We start from the raw sequence: 1,826 nt of genomic DNA, 5'->3' as shown, positions 1-1,826 counted from the left end.
TTCGTTCACTTACGCCGTAGTGTACTAGTGAGTTATCTGTACCTCGATTTAATTGAATTTGTAGCTGCACTAATACACCTTGTTTGAATTTTTCTACAAGTTGAGTTTATCGCTGAATGGGTTTCGTAGGGTGCGTTAGGATCACGAAAATATCATGAAATATACATTAAATTATGAGCGCGACGTGACATACATTAATTCATGAGATTAAATTCAAGCAACTTTGGTGCGTTACACTTCCCTAACACACCCTCCTATCTGAATCAGACGTTTTTAAGCTAAAATAGACATAACGCCAAGTAGTTACTTATTATAAATTATGCTCAATCAACGAATTTCCAAAGTTTTAACCCAAGTACACGAAAACTTAAAACAACTCTATGGAGAACAATTAGACAAACTAATATTGTTTGGTTCACAAGCGAGAGGAACAGCACAACCAGACTCAGATATTGATATTTTAATTGTATTGAAAGATGTTTTTAACTATTCTCAAGAAAGCGAAAAAATCAGTCAAAGTATTGCTGATTTATGTTTGGAATATAACGTTTTGATTAGTTGTGCTTTTGCTACCCGTGAACAACTAGAAAATTATAATAGTGGTTTCTTTCGCAATATCAGACAAGATGGGTTAGTAATATGAACCCTGAACAACAAAGACTCCTAGAAAAAGCCGAAAGAAGTTTGCAAGCAGCAACAGAACTCAATCAAAAAGGTTTTGCTGAATTTGCAGCATCTCGTGGCTATTATACGATGTTTTATGTTGCTACCGCTTTTTTAGAAGGGGAAGGACTAGCTTATTCTAAACATTCAGCGGTAATTGTTGCCTTTGGAGAAAAGTTTGCACGTCCACAACGAGTTCCTCGTGAATTTCATCGTTATTTAATTGATTCAGAAAGAACTCGTTTACGCGGTGACTATAATACTGATCCTAATATTACAGAAGCTGATGCTGATTTGATCATTCAAAGGACTATCGAAATTCTGAATTTTGCTAAAGCAAATATTGATTCTCTATCCCCTCAATTCTAAAAGAGATTATGGTTTAAAAACTTGCTTAATTTTGGTGCGTTACGCAACGCTAACACACCCTACTGTCTGAATCAGGATTTCCAGGATTTAAGGATGTACAGGATGTAGAAAAAAACTCATCTTTAAAATCTGCAATATTCCCAGATAAATATTCATAAAAAATCCTGTAAATCCTCTAATCCTGAGCATCCTGATTCAGACAATTAAGCATTTTCAGGATGTAGAAAAAAACTTATCTTGAAAACCTGAAATATTCCCAAATAAATATTCATAAAAAATCCTGTAAATCCTCTAATCCTGGGTATCCTGATTCAGACAATTAACTATTTTCAGGATGTAGAAAAAAACTCATCTTGAAAACCTGAAATATTCCCAGATAAATATTTAGGATGGCACTGGGGGCATTAATAATCAAAGAAAAGTTAGGAATAAGTGATAGAGAAACAGTAGAACAGATCAGGGAAAATTCTTACCTACAATACTTTATAGGGATGTCAACAAGATAGTAATAAACCACCTTTTGACCCTTCGATGTTAGTTCACTTGTTTAGAAAGAATAGATATAAACCTAGTTAATAAAATCAACCGAGAAATAGTAAAACAGGCGTTAGAAATACCAGAGGAGACAGTGGAAGCATACAAAACTTACACGGGATATTATCGGTGAATCACTCCATGCTGATAAAATTTATCGGACTAGAGACAACCGAGCTTGGTGTCAAGAAAGAGGAATTAGACTGTAACTGTTCACACTCCCCCACTAAAAAGGAATTAGGAAGTAACAGGGATAGGAG

2 protein-coding genes and 1 pseudogene are annotated in these 1,826 nt (G+C 34.7%); all 3 read left to right on the top strand.

The annotated features are described in order from the left end of the window. Positions 1-319: 319 nt before the first annotated feature. Entirely contained in the window at positions 320-643 is a 324-nt protein-coding gene (locus FJR05_RS02935) for a nucleotidyltransferase domain-containing protein (RefSeq protein ID WP_168642736.1), read from the top strand. Then, on the top strand, positions 640-1,032 hold the full coding sequence (locus FJR05_RS02930) for a HEPN domain-containing protein (protein ID WP_168642735.1): 393 nt from the start codon (positions 640-642) through the stop codon (positions 1,030-1,032). Before FJR05_RS02935 ends, FJR05_RS02930 begins: the two co-directional genes overlap by 4 nt. 383 nt (positions 1,033-1,415) lie before the next feature. Beyond that, a pseudogene (locus tag FJR05_RS02925) lies at positions 1,416-1,657 on the top strand (transposase); the annotation flags it as partial. Between the last annotated feature and the right edge of the window lie 169 nt (positions 1,658-1,826).

Origin of the sequence: Dolichospermum sp. UHCC 0259 (genome assembly GCF_009711935.1) — a bacterium.
Classification (GTDB): domain Bacteria; phylum Cyanobacteriota; class Cyanobacteriia; order Cyanobacteriales; family Nostocaceae; genus Dolichospermum.
Note: the sequence above shows the minus strand (reverse complement) of the source record. Positions and strands in the feature narration are given on the sequence as shown.